The sequence below is a fragment of the Veillonella parvula genome, from assembly GCF_047241225.1.
GTDB classification, from domain to species: domain Bacteria; phylum Bacillota; class Negativicutes; order Veillonellales; family Veillonellaceae; genus Veillonella; species Veillonella parvula_O.
The window spans coordinates 543969-564718 of record NZ_JBKTIE010000002.1; the positions used below are offsets into that span (position 1 = coordinate 543969).

17 protein-coding genes are annotated in these 20750 nt (G+C 34.0%); all 17 read left to right on the plus strand.

All coding sequences use genetic code 11. The features are described from left to right. Positions 1-216: 216 nt before the first annotated feature. The 17 genes from ACLRYO_RS05915 to ACLRYO_RS05995 all read left to right on the plus strand — a co-directional run bounded on the left by ACLRYO_RS05915 (position 217) and on the right by ACLRYO_RS05995 (position 20724). Positions 217-816, plus strand: coding sequence for a class I SAM-dependent methyltransferase (locus ACLRYO_RS05915; RefSeq protein ID WP_004698058.1), 600 nt, complete (start codon positions 217-219; stop codon positions 814-816). Positions 817-1257: 441 nt separating this feature from the next. After that, positions 1258-2436 (plus strand): hypothetical protein, encoded by a 1179-nt coding sequence (locus ACLRYO_RS05920; RefSeq protein WP_004698054.1) that lies wholly within the window; start codon positions 1258-1260, stop codon positions 2434-2436. Positions 2437-2790: 354 nt separating this feature from the next. Continuing rightward, positions 2791-4824 carry an LTA synthase family protein gene (locus tag ACLRYO_RS05925; RefSeq protein ID WP_004698035.1) on the plus strand — a complete coding sequence of 678 codons (2034 nt, stop codon included), beginning with the start codon at positions 2791-2793 and terminating at the stop codon, positions 4822-4824. 98 nt (positions 4825-4922) lie between these two features. Beyond that, positions 4923-5891, plus strand: a complete 969-nt coding sequence (locus tag ACLRYO_RS05930; RefSeq protein WP_004698048.1) for a glycosyltransferase family 2 protein — start codon at positions 4923-4925, stop codon at positions 5889-5891. A gap of 15 nt (positions 5892-5906) precedes the next feature. Next, positions 5907-6665 (plus strand): glycosyltransferase family 2 protein, encoded by a 759-nt coding sequence (locus ACLRYO_RS05935; protein ID WP_004698090.1) that lies wholly within the window; start codon positions 5907-5909, stop codon positions 6663-6665. A gap of 13 nt (positions 6666-6678) precedes the next feature. Beyond that, the gene (locus tag ACLRYO_RS05940; RefSeq protein ID WP_413084739.1) at positions 6679-7617 is read left to right on the plus strand and encodes a VirK/YbjX family protein; all 939 of its coding nucleotides are present in this window, start codon (positions 6679-6681) and stop codon (positions 7615-7617) included. Between the two features lie 9 nt (positions 7618-7626). Continuing rightward, positions 7627-8847 (plus strand): glycosyltransferase, encoded by a 1221-nt coding sequence (locus tag ACLRYO_RS05945; protein ID WP_004698020.1) that lies wholly within the window; start codon positions 7627-7629, stop codon positions 8845-8847. Between the two features lie 46 nt (positions 8848-8893). Continuing rightward, complete coding sequence (locus tag ACLRYO_RS05950; RefSeq protein ID WP_004698081.1) at positions 8894-10072, plus strand: O-antigen ligase family protein; 1179 nt, start codon at positions 8894-8896, stop codon at positions 10070-10072. A 249-nt stretch (positions 10073-10321) separates the two neighbouring features. Then, positions 10322-11761 carry an undecaprenyl-phosphate galactose phosphotransferase WbaP gene (gene wbaP / locus ACLRYO_RS05955; RefSeq protein ID WP_004698041.1) on the plus strand — a complete coding sequence of 480 codons (1440 nt, stop codon included), beginning with the start codon at positions 10322-10324 and terminating at the stop codon, positions 11759-11761. Next, the gene (gene glf, locus ACLRYO_RS05960) at positions 11761-12858 is read left to right on the plus strand and encodes a UDP-galactopyranose mutase (protein WP_004698093.1); all 1098 of its coding nucleotides are present in this window, start codon (positions 11761-11763) and stop codon (positions 12856-12858) included. Before wbaP ends, glf begins: the two co-directional genes overlap by 1 nt. A gap of 57 nt (positions 12859-12915) precedes the next feature. Further along, the gene (locus tag ACLRYO_RS05965) at positions 12916-13671 is read left to right on the plus strand and encodes a DUF4422 domain-containing protein (protein ID WP_004698019.1); all 756 of its coding nucleotides are present in this window, start codon (positions 12916-12918) and stop codon (positions 13669-13671) included. After that, positions 13664-14572 (plus strand): glycosyltransferase family 2 protein, encoded by a 909-nt coding sequence (locus tag ACLRYO_RS05970; protein WP_004698023.1) that lies wholly within the window; start codon positions 13664-13666, stop codon positions 14570-14572. The genes ACLRYO_RS05965 and ACLRYO_RS05970 overlap by 8 nt, the downstream gene beginning before the upstream one ends. Continuing rightward, a complete protein-coding gene (locus ACLRYO_RS05975) occupies positions 14569-15741 on the plus strand; it encodes a glycosyltransferase (protein WP_004698039.1) in 1173 nt (390 codons plus the stop codon). The genes ACLRYO_RS05970 and ACLRYO_RS05975 overlap by 4 nt, the downstream gene beginning before the upstream one ends. Beyond that, positions 15734-16717 (plus strand): glycosyltransferase family 2 protein, encoded by a 984-nt coding sequence (locus ACLRYO_RS05980; RefSeq protein ID WP_004698029.1) that lies wholly within the window; start codon positions 15734-15736, stop codon positions 16715-16717. The genes ACLRYO_RS05975 and ACLRYO_RS05980 overlap by 8 nt, the downstream gene beginning before the upstream one ends. A gap of 26 nt (positions 16718-16743) precedes the next feature. Next, positions 16744-18657, plus strand: coding sequence for a hypothetical protein (locus ACLRYO_RS05985; protein WP_004698053.1), 1914 nt, complete (start codon positions 16744-16746; stop codon positions 18655-18657). Between the two features lie 87 nt (positions 18658-18744). Beyond that, positions 18745-19995, plus strand: a complete 1251-nt coding sequence (locus tag ACLRYO_RS05990) for an oligosaccharide flippase family protein (protein ID WP_004698015.1) — start codon at positions 18745-18747, stop codon at positions 19993-19995. Between the two features lie 321 nt (positions 19996-20316). After that, positions 20317-20724 (plus strand): hypothetical protein, encoded by a 408-nt coding sequence (locus ACLRYO_RS05995; protein WP_038150457.1) that lies wholly within the window; start codon positions 20317-20319, stop codon positions 20722-20724. Positions 20725-20750: the final 26 nt, after the last annotated feature.

Below are 20750 nucleotides of genomic sequence, written 5' to 3' on the forward strand. Positions count from 1 at the left end.
GTGTTTTTAGCACAGAAAAAGGAGGGTTGCTGCTTTCATTTTTCCTTTTGTATGCATTAAATACTACAAAAATATGTATTTCCTTTGTTGTCTACTATAATATGATTGATTTTAATTTGTAACTAGTACCCTAATAAGGGTATAGTATGTATAGAAATTAAAATTAGTATTAAATTTTAGGTCATATAATTGAGGCTTCATGATAGGATTACATAGATGGCAATAGAGCAAGAATGGGAAAATGTATTACAAATTAGAACAGCAGGCCGCGACGATAGTCGTTCCGATACGGAGCATCATCCGTATGAGCCGACGGATTATTGCGTGCTGGAGCGTTTGGCAAATAGTGGTCATATTCGCAAGAAACATACTCTCATTGACTATGGCAGTGGCAAGGGGAGAGTTAGTATTTTCATTGCTTACCAAACGGGCTGTCATTCTATAGGCATCGAATATGATGAACGGCTATATAAAAAGGCTTTGATTAATGGTGAAAGTCCAGCAGCGCGCAATCGCGTGTCTTTTGTCCTCGGTGATGCGGCTCTCTACGAGTTACCGGATCAGGCGGATCGATGCTTTTTCTTTAATCCCTTTGCACTCCATACGATTAAGCGGGTACTAGGAAATATCTTTGATTCGCTATATCATAATCCTCGGGAGATTAAGTTATTTTTCTACTATGTTAATGAAGAGGTGGAGAACTTTTTAAATAACCATGTGCGCTTGGAACAAGAGGAACCTATTGATTGTAGTGATCTCTTTGAAGCAAGCGATGCAAAAGAACGAATTCTCGTCTATTCAGTTAACTTGTTTTAGTACAGTAATTTAAGACCTTTATGTAACAATTTGATATATTTTGATGTAACAGTTAAAAATCCGATGGATGCAATAAATATTAGACTGATGCGATAAATATTAAACTAATTAATAAATATTGGATTAATGTAACATATAAATATCAGACTTTAATATAGTAAGTTTGTATATGAATATAATGTATATAAATTTGATTAAATAACCTCGATTTGAATAGTGCTTTAGTAGTATGAAATGCATACTATTTGGAACGTATTCAAATTGAGGTTTTATTCTATTTTAAGGAACTTTTACACATATTATTAAGGAAAAAGCAGATAAATTCTGCTATAATAATATATTAGAGATTATAAAATCAATTTATTTTTATGGTTCTATACATTGATTCGTATACGCTAATGTAGCGGATAGGACTGAGTGTATTGAATACAGGAGGTGCATATGGAACTCATTGATACAATGTTGATTGAACGCATTCGTAAAGCTTTAATTAAACGATATGACCGAGATCAACAGATTCAACAAATGATTGAAGAAATTGGTGCAGAGGAAGGTCTTAATGAGTCCGAATTGGCTATCGTTTACCAAGCTTATTTAGAGGTAAAGGAACGGGTGTATTATACATCTTCTCTCGTTGATTTGTGGAATCAAATTGAAGATGTTCAAAAACGTATGGCCTTATTGCATTCTTACGAATCTTTAGAAGAAGATTTATTTGGCGATGTGCTAGGCGACGATAAGGAAGATATTGTCATTTCTAATACGTCTGGACTTGGCAAGGGTGCTAGTCACAGTGATGACGCATATGCTATGGAACAGGTACAATTATCTGACGTTCCTGTGCATCATGATTCTACGGTGGGTATGAATCATATTAAATTGAATGAATTAAAATCTATAGGTGGTCTCTTTACTGGTTTCGGTGAAAGTTCTGGTAAGGAAATGGCAGATTTTGAAGATACTGCGATTGAGCACCTTGATGTAAAACCATTAGAAGGCGTTGAAAGCTTAGCAATTCATCATTTAAATGAAAATGAAGAGTTAAATGTAGATGGTCTTGATGAATTTTCGAAAGATAAGAAATCAGAGGAAGCTAAAGTGGATGATGAGGATATGTCGTCTATCGATCCATACACGGCGGTGAATGCTTTGTTATTTGGTAAAGCCGGTTTAGAATCTGATAAAACAAATAAGAAGATGGAAAAGCTTCTTAAAAAGAAGTTAAAACGCGTTGACGATGAATGGGCGCGTATCAACGGTTCTGAGGACAAGAAATCTAAGGACGATAAAAAATCCAAGGAAGACAAAAAAGTTAAAGAGGATAAGAAATCTAAAGAAGACAAAAATTCCAAGGAAGAGAAGAAATCTAAGAAAGATAAGAAGTCTAAAGAAGATAAGAAAGATAAAAAACACAAGAAGCATAAAGAAGATAAGCTTTATAAAGCCGAAGAAAAGTTAAAGAAAAAGAAAGACAAGGCTGAAAAGAAGCTTAAAATCTTAAACGATAAGTTAAAAACAGTCTTCTTAGCGTATACTTTCAAGAAAAAAGATAAGAAGAAAGACAAGAAAAAGGATCAAAAATCCAAAAAAGATGAATCCGCAAAAAAGCAGAATCGATAGTTTCCGTATGGAATAGTAAGGCCTCTGAAAAGATGGTCAAGGAGAGTGCTAGTGCAAAGAAATCAGCAGGTGCTGAGACTATCGACCGTGGATGCGGTAAATGCAAACGATGTAAAGGTCCTAAATGTAAGAAATATCCGAAATAATTATAGTTATGTAATTAGTAGAATATTACGTACATATTACGTAGGATATATGTAGTATATTACGTAGCATATATATAGCATATATATAGTTTATAAATTTTATTACTCATTTAGGCAGTATAGTTATGTAGTTTTGTTACGTTTGTAACAATATAGTTGGATTATGTGATATACCAATTAGGTTATAAGATTCAACAGTTAGGGGTTAATGATGAACCGATGGCAGCGATTATTTGAAGGCATACGAACAGAGATTAAGGTATTTATCTTTTTCTCTGCTTTGTTGACTGCATTTAGAATCGTGTTTCTTGCAGTATTTCAATCACAACTAGCTTCTGTGACGATGGAGAATATCCTCACGTCCTTATGGCTAGGATTTAGATTGAGTCTCAAGACCGTCGGTTCTTTGTGTTTACTAGGCTTTTTAGGGGGGACGTTGGTACATACCTTTGCACCAAAATGGCCGTCCTTGCGCATTAAACAGGTGATCTATTCTATTGCGACTATATTGTTGACTTTCCTATTTTTGGGACGCATTCCATTCTATAAAATTTTCAACTCTTCCTACAACGCGATGCTCATCAATGGTAAAAACGATGATATCGGCGCCATTGTAAATACAGCTATCAACGAATATAATGCCCTCATGTACATTATTGGGGCCGTTGTATTGAGTGCAGCTCTTTGTTGGTTCCTAGTTCGTTTTTTAGCGTGGAACACGAAGAAATATAGTGACTACGTTGTTGACCTAAGGAATGGTGATGATGCGGATAATCTAAGAAATAGTGATTCTGCAGATCATCAACGACTTTGTACTACTTGGTATCCTAAGACGAAGAAAACACAATGGATGACGGGCATTGGATTGACTGTCGCTATTGGCGTATTAGGTCTATTCTTTAGATTTGGCGGTGCTTTCAGTTATACAAATTCTATCAACTGGGAAAGTGCGGCCCGTCTTAGTTCCAATCTGTTAAACGAAAATATCCTCGATGATGTACAGGCTCTCTATCGTGTTAAAAGCATTGCGAAACGGACGGCTGAGCTTGAGGTCATTAACTTAACGCCTCAAGAGTTAAATGAAAAAATCACTGCCGTTGGTGGTAAGTTTAACGGTACAAATTTTGACGGTTCTTTCACGAGAACCATTACGACACAACGATTAGCGGATCAACCGCAGTCCATAAATCTCGTTCTTGGAGAATCCTATGGCTTGTGGCCGTTCCTCGCTGAATATAACGATCCTGGTGCGTACCTCGTTGAGCAAGGTCGTAAATACGCTGCCAGCCCTCATGCGATGAGCACGCAGCTAGCCCTTGCCCAAGGCACAGGCACGATGCCGGCCATCAATGGTTTGTTGACAGGGATGCCTGATACAGGGCTATATCCTAACTATGAAGGTGAAAGTTTCAAAGAACCTTACGGTTTAGGCATTGGTCCTGTTATGAAAAAGCTAGGCTACAAGACTGTATTCTGGTATGGTGGTTTTAACACATGGCAAAATGTTAAAAACTTTGTTTTATCTCAAGGTTTCGATGAATTCCACGATGCCTCCGAAATGCCAAGCGAAGACGGCAATGCTTGGGGCGTAGGCGATAAAGACTTGTTTAAAGCTATTTCTGCCTACATGGATCAGCATAGAGGGGAAAAAATCCTCAATGTGATTATGACTACCTCTAATCATCCGCCGTATAGCATCAATGTGGCTAAGGAAGGCTACGATGTGAATAAGGTAAAAGGCCATTTGCCAGATTCTATCGAAGAAAACGATAAGCAATTGAACGAAATGGGCCATATTTGGTACGCAGACCATGTAATGGGTAATTTTATCGCTCGCGAAGAAACAGCAGATCCGTCTGCACTCTTCGTCATTACAGGTGACCATAGCGAACGCTTTAACTTTGCTCGTGAAGTAGGTCCTAATGTGGCATCTACTATTCCGATTATTTTTTATGGTCACGGCATTCATAAAGATTGGCTTGCACCTAATGCGTTCGGTATGAGCATTCAAATCATTCCAACCTTGGCGGAATTGGTAGGCCGACCTGGTCAAACCTATGAAGCGATGGTACCAAGCTTGTTTACACAAGAGGAATTTGTATTTAATCATAGACTATATCTCGATAAAAGTGGCAAAGTGTTAGAACAAAGTGCGAGCATGCCTCAATCCTATGGGGATATGATTAAAAACATGCGTGAACTTGCGGCATGGCGCATTAAACATGGAAATAACATTAAGTGAGGAACATTTTAGCTAATGATATGTAGCTAAAACGAACTATATAAGTTTGAGAGTTTGTAAAACTAGTTTGGCTAGTACATGTGTAAGAGGAGCATGGAATGGAGTTAATTTCGGTCATTGTACCCGTCTATAATGTGGAATCTTATGTTGCAGAATGTATTGAATCCATTCAAAACCAAACCTATATGAATTTAGAAATCATCTTAGTGGATGATGGCTCTAAAGATATGAGCGGTGATATTTGCGATCAATATGCAGCCTATGATGAACGCATCAAGGTTATCCATCAAGAAAATGGTGGTCTCAGTGCAGCTCGCAATACGGGGATAGAAGCGGCTAATGGTGACTATATTTCCTTTGTAGACTCCGATGATTACATTGGGCTTACCCTCTATGAAGATATGTTACAGCTCCTAAAAGAATATGATCTTGATATTATCGAGTTTACTGCTTTCAGAGATAAAAGTGGCGATATTATCGAAGGTTGTAATGATGGACAATTAGAAATTTATAATAAAGAGGATGCCTTGCGATTAGCCATGCATGATTGTTTTGTGGCTGCTTGGAGTAAGTTATATAAACGCAGTGCTATTGGCGATGTGCGGTTTCCTGTAGGTCGAAAATTTGAGGATACTGCTACATCCTATCTCTATGTGGCCAATGCTAGTCGGGTGGGTCATATCAATCGTTGTTACTATTACTATCGACTCAATCCAAATTCCATAACTCAAACCTCTTTTGATGCTAAATCTCGATGGGATTTTGTGCTTGGTTACGAGGAACGTTTGCAATACGCTATAGATCATCAATTACCATATGTTGATGATTGTAATAGCTTATTGATGAAAGCTGTATTATCCTGTTTAACGGCTTATTATGCAAAACCAATGGGTAATCAAGTGTATTACGATAAGTGCAAAAAAATGATTGAAACTTATCGTAATGATGCATCCTACAAACTATTAAATTCTAAATATAAGCTTTTTTTATGGTCTTTTGGTCGTGCCGATTGGATTCATAAAATAGGGGCTCATTTATCGTATTTAGCAAAACAAGTACGTTCGTAAGTGAAAGGTAAATCTATGGCAACTGTATCTGTAATAATCTTAGCGAGAAATGAAGAACACAATATTCATGACTGCATTGAGTCAGTGCAGTTTGCCGATGAAGTTTTAGTTATCGATGATTTCAGCACCGATGATACCATAAAAATTGCCGAAGAAATGGGTGCTCGTGTTGTGCAACACGCCATGAATGGCGATTGGGGTGCGCAGCAGACATTTGGCATTGAACAAGCTACATCCGATTGGATCTTATTTCTTGATGCGGATGAGCGCATTTCTGAGCCTCTAGCAAAAGAAATTCAAGCTATCGTTGTAAATGAACCTAATAAAGCGTATTGGATTCAACGACGTAATAAATTCCATCATAACCACGCCACGCACGGCGTATTACGTCCGGACTATGTACTTCGCCTCATGCCTAAAGAGGGCAGCTATGTAGAAGGCTATGTGCATCCTGCTATAATTACGCCGTATCCAACAGAAAAATTACAACATCCCATGTACCATTACACCTACGATAATTGGCATCAATATTTCAATAAATTCAACAACTATACCACATTATCTGCTGAAAAATATCGTGATAATGGTAAAAGCTGTTCTTTTATCAAGGATATAATTTTGCGTCCTACCTGGGCTTTCATCAAGGTGTACTTCTTACAAGGTGGTATTCTCGATGGGAAGATGGGCTTTATTTTGTCCGTTAATCACTACTTTTACACAATGACTAAATATGTGAAGTTTTACTATTTACTAAAATCCAAGGGAAAATTGTAATAGAGGGAGCATTATGTTAGGCAATTTTGGAAAACATTGGCACATAGGCCGTACTATATATGGTAAACGCACATGGCGTGAAACGAGACGCACCTTCTTACATACAATGCGCTCTTGTCGTCATGACTCAACGGTTACTGAATTTGAAAATTTCTTTAAGTCCTATACGGCAGATCCAAAGCTGTTGCAAAAACATCCAAGTCTTTATGAATTGATGAGCCGTATGTTTTTGATTAAAAATTCTACACCTCAGTGGCGCTTGGAAGCCCTCTGTCAGCATTTCACCATCTTACAAGAGGTGTTTACGGATGAAGCGATTCAGCTCATGTATGTAGACGAAGCAGAGTTTGATTATTTCGATAAAAAACGGGGTATTACCCTTTGGAGTTCCGATGAGCTCGATATGTCTGCTTATCTCTATTACGAGCCAGGACAACGTAAGGAAGGCTTCTTGACGGTTATGCTCTTGCTCGAAAATAAGGGTGTGTATCATGCAAATATTCGCTTTGCTAAGGGCCCTAATGGAGAGAGAACTCTTGTTATCGGTACGATTCAAGGTTATAAAGATGGGCTTGAGCGAGCTAAGAAGATTACGAAAAAGATGTATGGTTACCGTCCGAAGAACTTCATTACCTTCTTGATTCGTGAAATCGGTCGTGCTGCGCAAGTAGAATCCATACTTGCCGTATCTGATGAAGGTTTCTATGCAAATTCACATATGGTGCGCGGTAATAAAGCAAAGGTGGCCATATTAGATACTTTGTGGGAGGATATCGGCGGTACCGTATTGGAATCCGATCCAAATTACTTCACCATTCCACTTGAAGAAGAACGCAAACCTATGGAAGAGATTAAATCACAAAAACGTAGCCAATATCGCAATCGCTATGCCCTTTTAGATGAGTATGAAGCTATGATTCAAGAAAACATAAAACCGTACGTAAGGGCCTAGAGGTGTGCTATGCGCGTAGCAATTTTAGAAAGTATTGTCATGCCTGCTGGTCATGAGGTGGAGTTTGATCGGATCCTCATCAATGAACTGAAGCGTCAAGGTCATGAGCCAGTACTATTCGTACCGGAGAACTTTCCTTTCAAAGTAGACTATGGAGTAGATATAGTGTACTTAGAAGGGGGAGAAGTAGTGACCTATGCGGGAGCGTCTAAGTGGAAGAAGCCGTTTTTATCCATTTTACGAGAACGCCGTCGCCGCAGTTGGTTCACATCAGCAGCAGAAAAAATTAAAGAACATAATATAGATGCTTTAATCATTCCCACAGGGACATATCGTTATATTAAAGCTTTGTTAGACACGCCATTAAAGGACAGTAAGGCAGCAGTACATGTTATCTTTCATGGCATTGGCAAGAAAGAGATGGATCGCTTTATTAAGCAAGCTCATCGTGCTAATGCGTATAAAAACGTGTACCTCGATGTTATCTCTTTGCGCGATGATATGTTGCGCCCTGATTTACCGAGAGTTCGTAAAATCTTGCCTCCTGTGTTCTTGCCATCTAGTGAATTGAGTGGAGAACAAGGAAATTGTGCTACACAAGGCAATACTAGTATACAAGACAAAAAAGATGAGAACTCTACAACTTGTATAGGTACTAATTTGGAGTCTCCTATATCAACGAATAAACCGATAAAATTAGGCTTCTTTGGTCAGTTTAGAAAAGAGAAAAACATTGAGCGCTTTATAGATGCCTTTGTATCGCTTAATTATGATGACTCGGTACAACTCGTTGTTCAAGGGGCAACGGTAAAGCCTGAAGATGGGATATTATTTGAGTCTATCATCAAGAAATATAACCAGTATAGTAATATTAAATTCATCCATGCCAGTCTGATAGGGAAAGACTGGGATACAGCCTTAATGAGTGTAGATGCTCTATTATTGCCCTATGGGGCTGAGCGATATCGGTATCACTGGGCAGCTATGCTATTTACGGCTATTGGCTTTCACAAACCTGTTCTTATATCTCCAGAAATTAATCCCGAGGTATTAGAACAGTATTCCATTGGGGAATTTTTAAATTTAGATGATGTACATTCCATCAGACAGGGGATTCAAACGTTTGTAGAGAATTTACAGCATCATAAAGAGCAATATAATCAGGGTTTAATGAATGCAAATGAGGATTACAGTCATCGTGCATTGATTCAATCTATCATACATGTATAAGGGGTGCTATGTAAGGTTTGTAGTTTATATGTAAGGGAGAATGAACATGGGGGTATTATCAAGTGTAAGATTAGAGTCGTGGATTGCCATTATGATTACGTTGATGGCATGCTTTACAAGGCTATCCATGGCAGCTGGTCAAGTATTTTATGTTATTGCCATTTTGTTAAGTATTTTCTATATTTGGAAACATAGGCATGACCTATATGTTCCGTCCTATGTTAAAAAATATAGTAAAACGTTTGCTCTAATGTTGTTATTGTTATTGCCTTCCGCAGTACTAACGAACAATATAGCTGTAGGATTACCTGAATTTATCAATGTTTGGCTGTGGCGGATTCCTGTATTTTTCGTTATCGCCCTGTGTATTCGTGATAAGAAAACATTATTTACAATGCTTGCCGTATTTTTTGTGGATTTTGGTATCGATAATTTAGTAGCCTTTTATCAACACGTTTCAGGAATGACCGATAGAGGCTGGGGATTTGGCAGTAGCGTGTTGACCATATCAGGCCTCATGGTTATGCTAGTACCAATTTTCTGCGTCATTTTATTAGATTCGGCCTTTCCTAGCTATGTGAAAGCATCCGCTTTATGGGCACTAGGCTGTGTTGGCTTTGGTATGTATGGCAATCAAAGTAGGGGTTCCTGGCTCTTTAATATGATTATGGTGCCTATCGTATCCTTGCCATATATACTAAAACGATTTGGGTGTGTAGTTGCTGTTCTTGTTGTATTAGGTGGAGTTGTATGGGGATTTAGCACTCAACCACAATATGTAGCCAGATTTGAGTCCATTACCAATACGACCACAGATGCTTCTAACTTAGGTCGTTTTGATGTGTGGATATCATCCATTAATATGTTTAAAGATCATCCTGTGACAGGTGTAGGTATAGGACAATGGCGAACTATATATGAAGCATCCTATCGATTACCAACGGAAAATCAGCATTTATATCATGCACACAATAATTTTATTCAACTTTTAGGTGAAGTAGGCCTGTTAGGTCTATTAGGGGTTCTCATCTTTTATGGATCTATTGTTGTTGATAATTTTGTGGTTTGGTTTAAGAACCGAGATCCTTATAGTCTCTGTGCTATGATTGCTGTTATTTGTTATGTATTTGTATTTGGCCAAGTGGAGTATACTTTAGATAATTCATCAGGAATACGCATTATGTATTTTATGTTAGCTACGATGCTTCAATTGCGGGATAATTGAGAATCGTATATCTGTATTGGAAAGCATTTAACTACCATTTAATAGACAATTAAGTAGGAGTCAAATAGACTTAAAGAATAAATAACTACATAAAAGATAGGTGAAATCTATGTTTTTTATAGTTTTACATATTTAAATATGATACAATATATGTAAATATTGGTACATTGTATTCGTATGATAGAGAGGTTGTTTTCTTAATATTTTGAGATTGAGAAAACAACCTTTTCTTATAATTGGAGTATTAGTATGAATCGTTCTATTTGTAATAACAATAATAAAAAGTTATTTATAAGTAAGCTCATAGTACTTATAGCAGATTATATTGCTATTGTTTTGGGGACATTAGCAGCCTATTATTTGCGTTTAAACTTATCGATTTTACCGGTAAGTTCAAATTTTAAGGTAGAAGAAATTTACGTATATGGTATTGTGCCTATCGTATTTTTAACTATATTATTGCTTAATAATGCTTATTCTGTGGTAACACCTTATTGGGATACGATGAAAAACTTATTTCGCAGCATTACCATAGGGGTTGTCGTATCGATTGTTCTAATGTACACAGGCCATGTAATTAATGATGTGTCTCGTCTATTTGTTGCCTTTGCTTATATATGTATGTTCGTATTTATCTTTAGCGAGCGTTTTATTGTAGGAAAAATACTTTCAAAAACAGGATATTTAACAATTCCAATTCTTCTCGTTGGGGCGGGGAAGACTGCGGAACTTGTAAAGAGGGCTTTAGATCGTATGCCGATCACTACCTATAAGATTATTGGTTATGTAGATGATAATCCTAAATCATCATCCATTGCTAAAGAATACCCATGCCTTGGAGCTTTTAAAGATGTAGAAAGCGTTATTAAAGATACAGGAGTCCAAACAGTGCTTATTTGTGCTCCCGGACTTGAGTCCAAAAAATTAGTATCCCTAATTAATCGATTACAAGTATTAGTAAAACGTGTGGCCTTTGTTCCTGAATTATTCGGTTTACCAGCCAGTAATATTACAGCACGTGGCATGATGGAAGAACAAGCCGTCGTATTGCGTGTGCAAAATAACCTAGCACGCAAGTCTAATCGTGTTTTTAAACGTATTTTTGATATTGTAGCTACTGTATGTGGTGGCATTTTGATTTTACCGATTCTCGCTATCATTGCTATATTGATTTACTTGGACTCTCCAGGACCCATCGTATTTGGTCATAAACGTGTTGGACAGGGTGGGAAATCATTTTCTTGTTACAAATTCCGATCCATGGTGCCCAATGCACAAGAGGCTTTGGAGCAATATTTAAAGGATAATCCTGCTGCTCGTGAAGAATGGGAACGAGATTTTAAATTGAAAGATGATCCTCGCGTTACAAGAATCGGAAAATTCCTTCGAAAGACAAGTCTTGATGAATTGCCACAGTTGTGGAATGTTCTTGTTGGGGACATGAGCCTCGTAGGTCCACGACCTATTGTTCGAGATGAAATTGTAAAATACGGCGATTATATTAATGACTTTTACCTTGTACCACCAGGGATTACTGGTGTTTGGCAAGTAAGTGGTCGCAGTGATACCACTTATGAAGAACGAGTTCTCATGGATTCTTGGTATGTGCATAATTGGTCTGTATGGATCGATATTGTATATCTGTTGAAAACTGTATTGGCTGTTGCTAAATCGAAAGGGGCCTATTAATGAAATACGATTATTTAGTAGTTGGGGCAGGCCCATTTGGTGCTGTATTTGCTCATGAAGCGCACAAGCGTGGTAAATCTGTACTTGTCATCGACCGTCGCAATCACATAGCAGGTAATCTATATTGTGAAAGCAAAGATGATGTCAATATTCACGTCTATGGTGCTCATATTTTCCACACATCCTTGAAACATGTGTGGGATTATGTCAATCAATTTGCTGAGTTTAATCATTATGTAAATAGTCCTGTGGCAAACTATAAAGGCGAGATGTACAATTTGCCGTTCAATATGAATACATTCTCTAAAATGTGGAATATTCGAACTCCAAAAGAGGCACAAGATATTATTACTAAACAACGAGCTGCCATCTCAGGGGAACCTAAGAATTTGGAGGAGCAAGCCATCAGCCTCGTAGGTACTGATATTTACGAAAAGCTCATTAAAGGGTATACGGAAAAACAATGGGGCCGTAAATGTACAGAGTTACCAGCTTTCATTATTAAACGATTACCTGTGCGTTATACATATGATAATAACTATTTTAATGATCGCTTCCAAGGTATTCCTATGGGTGGTTATACCAAGATGATTGAACGTATGTTAGAAGGCATTGAAGTCCGCTTAGGTGTAGACTTCCTTAAACATCGGAACGAATACGAATCTTTGGCAGATAAGATTATCTACACAGGCCCTATAGATGAATACTTTGGTTATTCTGAAGGGGTATTAGAATATCGTGGTCTTCACTTTGAAACAGAACGTCTCGAAGAAGAAAACCATCAAGGCGTTGCGGTGGTGAATTATACGGAAGGAGAGATTCCGTATACTCGTATCATTGAACATAAGCATTTTGAATTTGGTACACAGCCTGTTACATATGTAACAAAAGAATATCCAAAAGACTGGAAAATCGGTGAAGAAGCGTATTATCCAGTAAATGACGTGAAGAATTTAGATCTTTACGCTAAATACGTTAAAAAGGCCGAAACGATTTCCAATGTTATCTTTGGTGGTCGTTTAGGGGAATATAAATATTACGATATGGATAAGGTCATTGCTAGTGCTTTAGCATTGGTTGAAAAAGAATTAGCATAATCGCTGTTTCTATCGTAGGTATAGATTTGAGAATCAACATTCATGTAGGAGAGTACTGTGAACATTAAGATTTTAGTAGCCACCCATAAAAAATATTGGATGCCAGAGGATTCTGTATATATACCTATTCATGTAGGTCGAGAAGGTAAAGAAGATCTAGGGTATATTGGTGATAATACGGGGAATAATATATCCTTAAAAAATCCTAATTATTGTGAACTAACAGCATTATACTGGGCTTGGAAAAATCTTGATGCGGATTATATAGGGTTATGCCATTATCGTAGATATTTTATGTCTAGAAATAAACCTTTTTTTATTCAAGGTAATCGTAAAGATATCTTTTCATACAAAGATTATAAAGATATTCTGTCTAAAACGGATATTATTGTATCTCAAAAACGGCATTATTATATTGAGACTATATGGAATCAATATATTCATGCTCATAATGAGCATGACTTAATTGAATTAGAAATGATTATACGAAATGAATATCCCAGTTATTATGATGCTTTTGAAAATTTGAAAAAAAGAAAATGGGCACATATGTTTAATATGTTTGTTATGAAACGAGACAAATATGATGCATATTGTGAGTGGTTATTCTCTGTATTATTTAGTTTAGAGTCTAAATTAGATTGTATAGAGCCAAGATTATTTGGCTTTTTAAGTGAACGTTTATTAGATGTCTGGTTAGAAACTCATAATTATTCTTATAGTGAAGTGCCTGTTTCATTTATGGAAAGGCAGGATTGGTTAGGTAAAATATTAAACTTTATAAAGAGAAAGTTTGGGGGTCATAATGGATAAATTAGTAGCTGCTATTGTTGTCACATACAATCGAAAAAACTTATTATTAGAAAATATAGAGTGTTTAAAGCAACAGAGTGAGTCGGATAAACTAGATATTATTATTATAGATAATGCTAGTACAGATGGAACTGAATCTGCATTACAACCATATATCTTGGATAAATCTATTATTTATATTAATACTGGTTCTAATTTGGGTGGTGCAGGAGGCTTTAATTTTGGGATAAGCTATGCTGCAAAAAAACAATATAAATATTTATGGATAATGGACGATGATTGTATGCCCGAACACTCAGCGTTAAAAGAGTTCTTTGATGCTGATACGACTTTACATGAAAATTATGGGTTCTTAAGTAGCAAGGTACTTTGGAAGGATTATTCGATTTGTACAATGAATGTACAAAGGAAAACTATGTTTGAAAATATTAAAGATTTTTCAACTCCACTAGTTCCTTGTGTTATGGCATCATTTGTTTCTTTATTTATTCCTGTAGAGGTAGTAAAGAAATTTGGTTTACCTATAAAAGATTTCTTCATTTGGACAGATGATTGGGAATATACACGAAGAATATCAAGACATATTCCATGTTATGTAGTAAATAATAGCGTGGTTATTCATAAATCAAATAGTAATATAGGTGCACATATTTCAACAGAGGTAGAAGAAAGACTAGATCGGTATAAATATTTATATCGAAATGATGTGTACTTGTATAAACGAGAAGGAATAAAAGGGTTCCTTTATGAATGTGTTAGATTATTATTTCATTCTTTAAAGGTTATTAAAGATGCAAAGAATAATAAATATAAAAGATTATCATTAATTTGGAAATCAACTATTCAGGGCTTTTCATTTAGACCATCTATTGAATACATCTCTAATGGAGAGAATAGATGAATATATTATTAGTATCATCGGATAATAACAAAACATCTGGAGCTTTTCTTAGTTTAGTTGAATTGGCTGTGAATTTAGAAACTATATATGGTTATAACGTATTTGTAATTTTACCAAAATATGGTGATGGAATATCTTTATTAGAGGAGCATCAAATTAATTATAAGATTATTCCAACATTGAGCTGGATTGTTTACAATAATTTATCAATTAAATTTATAGTTAAATATTGTATAAAGGGGATAGGGTTACTATTAAATGTTATATCGGTTTTGTATTTATGCTTTTATATTTATAAACATAAGATTGATATAGTTCATAATAATACTATCTTTACTTATGTTGGTGCGGTGGCTAGCAAAATTATGAAAAAGTCGCTAGTTTGGCACATAAGGGAAGATATTGAACATGCTTTTTCATCTAAACTATTTAATAATAGATTGGGATATAAATTGATTAATAGTAGTAACCGTATAATTTTTGTGTCCAATTATATACAATCAATGTATACAAAATATATTGATACAACGAGATGTGTAGTCATATACGATGGTATTGATACCAGTTTTTATAAAGTTCGCCCTATATTAACTAATGATTTAGTAAATATTGCTATTGTAGGACATTTAAATCGAAATAAAAATCAGATTGAATTGATAGAAACTTTACATAATTTACTTAGAAAAAGAGTTACCAATTTTCACCTTCATATAATTGGGGATGGTGAATTGAGGTCAGAATTAGAGGAATATGTTAAATATCATAATATGGGTTCATATGTATCCTTTTATGGTAGAAGATCTGATTTACATGTAATCTTAGATACGGTCGATGTTGTGGTTTCTTGTTCTAAATCGGAAGCATTTGGGAGAACTTTAATTGAAGCAATGCTTCATGGATGTTTAGTTATTAGTTCAGTTAGTGAGAATAATGCGTCTAATGAAATAATTGAATCTGGTGTAACTGGTTTATTATATCCTTTGGGCCATATGAGTAAGCTAGAATATTTATTAGAATCTATTTTAAGTAATTCTCACAATCAAGTATATACTTCATATGCTAAAAAAGGACAGAAAATTGCATTTTCTAGATTTACCACGAATAAAACTGTAGAAAATATTCAATTAGTTTATAGTCAAGTGATAAGGGATATTAGTAAATATGAGTGAGAAAATTTTATCCATTTCTATAGCAGCATATAATGTTGAAAATGTTATAAAGAAATGCTTAGATTCGCTTTGTGAATGTAGATATTTTGATAAATTAGATATCATTGTAGTTGACGATGGGTCATCTGATCAAACTGTTGATTTAGTTACATCTTATGTACAAAAGTTTCCAAATATAATTACACTTATTGCTAAAGAAAATGGTGGGCATGGATCTACTATTAACGCATCGTTAAAGGTTGCAAAAGGTAAGTATTATAAAGTTCTTGATGGTGATGATTGGGTAAATCCAAATGCATTAGATCAATTAGTTACGTATCTAGAAAATGCTGATGTTGATTTAGTTATTAATCCATATAATGAGGTTTATAATGATCGAATAAGTCTTATAAATGTAAGGCGTAATTTAAAATTTAATACTTTATATACTATAAATGATTTAAGTGAATTTGATTATATGCCTATGCATTCTATATGTGTAAAGCTAGAGCAATATAAAAAGGTAAATCAATCAATTTCTGAACATTGTTTCTATGTTGATACAGAATTTGTGTATTTTATATTTAGCATAATTGATTCTGTAGTATTCTTAGAAGATGTAGTATATCAATATCGTTTAGATCAACTGACTCAAAGTGTTAGTTGGAATGGCATTTATAAACATATAGAGGATTATATTTGTATATTAAAGCGTCTTTTTAAATTGTATAATGATACTCATTATACTAATGGTTATAGACAAAACTTACTTTTTAGATTGTTGAGTAGTCGTTATAAATTATTATTTTATTGGTATTCTAATTTTACTAATACAGATAAAGATTATTTATTAATAGATATAGATAAAGATTTAAGAAAATTATACCCACAATTATTAGCATCAATTAATTTGGGTGTATATAGCCTATTAAGAATTAGGTATAAATTAGGGTTATTATTTATACGTTTATTAAGACGTTTATTAAGACGTTTATAGATATACTATTATAGACGGAGGATTGAATGAGAGGCATAAATTGTATAAATAATATTAGTTTAGGTAAGTTCGAACTATTTTGTTTTATGCTAGCCATTGTATTTATTCCATTTCATGTTATTCATAAGTTTATGACAGTTCCTGTTTTGGATATGGGTAGTAAATTATCTATATATCCGATTATATTGGGAATCGGATGTTATTTTTACCAGGCATTTAAAAAGAGAACAACATGGATTCCTAAAAAATATGTATATTTTGTTATTTCTTTATTTGTTGTACAATTTTTCTCTACTGTTAATGGGCTTTTGGTATTTCCATATTGGAGTAGCATTAACATTGATCAATTTGAAAAGTTAGTAAAACTTGTATCATTAATTCCTAATAGTGATAGTATTTTGAATCAAGATAGTAATATTATAGGAATAATTTGGCTTTCAATTAAAATTATTATCAAATTAATGTTTAATTTTTTGACCACTTATGGGTGTTCTTTATGGATTATATCTTTATATATACGATGTAAAGAGAATGTTTTTAAATATTTTTATAAAGGCATTATTGGTGGAGCCTTATTATGTACCATATATTCCATAGTCGAATATGTACATCTATTTGGTGGGATATGGGCATCAATTATATTGACTAAAATAAATCCATTGTTTTATGATGTTGCATCGTCCCACAATTGGTGGCCGCCTTTATTTTATGGTAATAGAGTTCGCTCTCTATTTGCGGAACCAGCGTATTTATCTACCTATTTATCGATTGCTATACCAGTTTCTATATATTATGCAATGGTTAAAAAAACATCGAATTGGTTATGGAAATTATTACCTGTTATATTAATCATTATGATGTTAACAACTAACTCAAAAACGGCGATTGGTATTTTAATAGCTGAATGTGCCCTTGCCAGTTTATTATTGCTTATTCAATTTAGAAAGTTAACTTCTAAAACATATTTTAAGAAAGTAATTAAGAATGGTATCTGGATTTTATGTGCTGTTATAATTGGATTAGGCTGTAATTCAGTTTTAAGAGATCGATATAGTATAGATTATGATGTTACTAATATTCAAGATAATCATATTATCACTTTAAAAATTGAAAATACGGGTTGGATGACTTGGAATGATGTTGAGAACTATCAATTAACAGCAGCTTGGTATGATAAACAATGGAATAGTTTTGGGCGCGTTAATGTCACAATTCCTCAAACTATGAGAAAAGGTGATACAGCCGTTTTAACTATTGATCTACCTAAATTAAGTGACTATGAGAAATATTCTAATGTAGTTATTGAGTTACAAAAGTTTGGACCTTATGAAACGGGAGAATTAGCAGGTCAAGGTGCAAATAAATTAACTTTAAATATAGAAGATGGTCACTTAATTCCGTTGAAAGATTTACAAAATGAAGTAGTTGATATGTCTGCTATAGCATCCACAAGTAATGGTAGTAATCAGCAGAGATTTGGAATGATGCGTGTAGACTATAATATTGGTAAAGAATATCCTATTTTAGGTGTTGGTGGAAACGATTTAAAACAGGCGTATGTTATTTCTAATATTCCAGATAGTCTAAAACATAATGCTGAAGTAAAATTATGGATACAATCTCAAAATGAGAATGGAATTTTTAAATCTAGCTTCCCCGTAATTAGTGAGTATCCGCATCAATTTGCTGTTTATGGAACTCTAGGTTTAATAGGGTTTTTAATACCTTCTGGTTATATAATTTGTCAGCTTTTAGGTTTATATAAGAAATGGTTACATATTGATCAAGAGTTATTTTGGAAGGTATTTTCCTTAGTTGTCGGATATTTTGGTTTAATGGTATCCTTTATAGCTGGTACGACAATGCAATTGTATTTATATTGGATTATGTTAGGTACAATGATTAGCTTACTACTCTCTATAAAAAATGAAATTTTATAATTGTTAGTCTATATTTTAATTAAAACGACGGGAATTACCAACTATCTTTTATTAATGATAGTTGGTAATTATTTTAGGTAAGGGTCTATGGTTTTTAATCAATCAAAATTAGTGGAAAATATTTTTTCTATGGTATCATTACGTGCCTTAGAATATGTTTTGTCTTTTATACTAGTACCTTATTTGTTAATCGTATTAGGTCCAGAAAAAATGGGCGCTATTGTTTTTTCTCAGAGTGTAATGGTTTATCTTGTACTCATTTCTAGTTATGGATTTAATTTAACAGCACCGAGAGCATTAGCTAGTTCAGATAGTAGTGATTATGCACATATATTTTCATTGTATATGTATGGATCTATATTTTTAGGAGTAGTATCTACGATTGTATTGATACTTGGGGGCATATTGTATCAATATTTTGGACATGACTTAGATTTACCTTTATATATAGCAACATATACTGCTGTTATAGGAAATATAATATTTCCAATATGGTTTTTCCAAGGTATTCAAGAAATGAGATATATAACAATACTTAATTTAATAGGTCGATTTATATGTCTATTTGGAATTTTTATTTTAGTAAAAGGCCCTAATGATTATGTTTTGGCCGCATTATTTCAATCTTGTACACCATGTATTGCTGGAATTATATCACTTATTATTTTGACAAGACGTTTTACATCTTTATGGACGATACCATCTTTTGGTAGTTTGTTAAAAATCTATAAAGAAGGTTGGCTTATTTTTTTATCAACGATTACGATTAACCTCTATACTACTACATCAATTATTATTTTAGGTACATTAACTAATCATACAGTTGTTGGATATTATAGTGCAGCTGATAAACTGTTAGGCTGTATACGTAGAATGGTAAGTGCAGTTAACGATGCAGTGTATCCACATGTGAATATATTGTTAAAAAAATCATATACACAAGGTATTATATTTCTAAAAAAACAATTATATATATATATATTGTTTGGATTCTGTGGCGGTCTAATTTTATTGTTATGGGGAGATAAGATTTTACTCCCTTTATTAGGTGAATCTTATTATGACTCTATTATATTATTTAAGATTATGTCCTTTATTCCTATGATAGTTGCCATGAGTAATGTTTTAGGTTATGAAACAATGCTTTCATTACATATGGAATCCATATATAGCAAAATTTTAATATCAGCAGCTATTGTTAGTTTAATTATTATATGGCCGTTAACGTATTATTATGGTGGTATTGGTACGGCAATAACTACAGTTATTACTGAATTATTTGTTACTATTTCTATGGGATACGTAATATATCGTAATAAAATTTATAGTATTAAATAGGGTTTATTATATATGAGGAGATAGGTTAATAGGGAGTAAAAGCATTTTTCTAATAAGGAATGCTCATATTGTATTTCTTATGAGATTAAAGGTAATAGCTATTCTTTTACTATTTTGGTGGTATAGTAATATTCTAAATTCAGTAATTGATTTAGAGGCAAGAACTTGTGTGTTTTTGCTGTAGCTTATTGATTATAAAATGAAAAGAAGATGAAGTTTTGATGCATTGTATATATATTTTTTTATGTTTATGAAGTATACTATCATTATAAAAGTTGTTTATGGAAACTAAAGGGGTTAGTTGAAATTGAGGGGAGCTTTATGAGTACTTGTTTTATGTTAATGGATAATCCAATAGATTTAGTAATGGATTTAGTAGTAGAGCCTATAGATACATCACATAGAACTTCATTAGAAGGTCCTATAGAGAAATATAAAGTTGATTTTGATGCTGAATTAAATCAAGCCATTTTTACTTTTAAAATGTATGGTGAGTCTAAATTTTATAAGTTACATATGATTGCAGATGCGGGTGATAATTTAGAAGGATTCACTTCTACTGAGCATTTTTTTCGGACTATAAAAATTCTTGGACTTACTATTAATATAGCTAAGTCTAAAAAGAAATCCTTATCTATAAAAGTAGATGAGGAAAAATCTTATGTATACCTTGTAGACTTAGGGTCTAATAATACTGTACATAAATTTCATGGTTGGTTAGAACACTAAATAAGAGTTTATGTTAGTTCATAGAA